The organism is Shigella sp. SIG3 (assembly GCF_053555855.1).
The window spans coordinates 1-792 of record NZ_JBQZXE010000278.1 but is presented as its reverse complement, the minus strand read 5'-3'; the positions used below and the strand labels follow the sequence as shown (position 1 = coordinate 792).

2 pseudogenes are annotated in these 792 nt (G+C 45.7%); both read right to left on the bottom strand.

The features are described from left to right. Nucleotides 1-56: 56 nt before the first annotated feature. Nucleotides 57-422, bottom strand: a pseudogene (locus ACUU1I_RS20910) (fimbrial protein); the annotation flags it as partial. 12 nt (nucleotides 423-434) lie between these two features. After that, nucleotides 435-792: pseudogene (locus ACUU1I_RS20905) on the bottom strand (fimbrial protein); the annotation flags it as partial.

Genomic DNA, 792 nt, shown 5'->3' with positions numbered 1-792 from the left:
GCAAGCACCTTAAAATCACCATCATACACTAAATCAGTAAGTTGGCAGCATTACCCTCCATTTTTTAACGCAGCATCCTGGTCATCCCTCAGCTCTATCTGAATATTTTCGGCAGTACCTTCATTTTTGTAATAACCCGTATTGTCAGTTGAACCTGTCACGATTGCCGTCACTGCACTTGTTTCAACCGGACAATCGGTTAATGACAAAGTAATATTGTGCCAGCCAGATGCAGAACCAGGTTGTTGCAGATTGCGCGTATAAAGATCCCCGAGATTAACGTTAGCTTCTTTGGTTTGAATAGTGCAGGGTTTAGCGACTACCCGACCATTAACAGTGATAGTGACATCGGCGGCCTGGAGAGTTGCTGTGAATAACGCGCAAAACGTAGCTAACAGGAACCTCTTGTGAAGTCTTTTCATATCTGACTCTGATTATTGAAATTCAAGGGTAAAGGTTGCCGAAGCCCTCACCAGTCCCGGATTGACGGACTTCTGAGTTGACTTCAGACGAGCGGAGTAAGGCAAAATATTGTTCTGTTCTGGTACCAGTGGGATCCACTGCATCCCGGCATGAAGGTCATTCAGTTTCACCGGACGCATATTTCCGTCCAGTATTTCTTACCCAAACCGGAGGCCGTATTGCTTCCCTCATCCAGTTTCAACAGAGTATTATTTTCTGCATCCTCAATACCGTTAAATGCAACCCGAACCCCCGTTGTCCCTTTGCTGCATTCACTTAACGTAATCTGAAAAGGGACGGCTGGACTTGTGCTACCGGTCGTTGGAAATT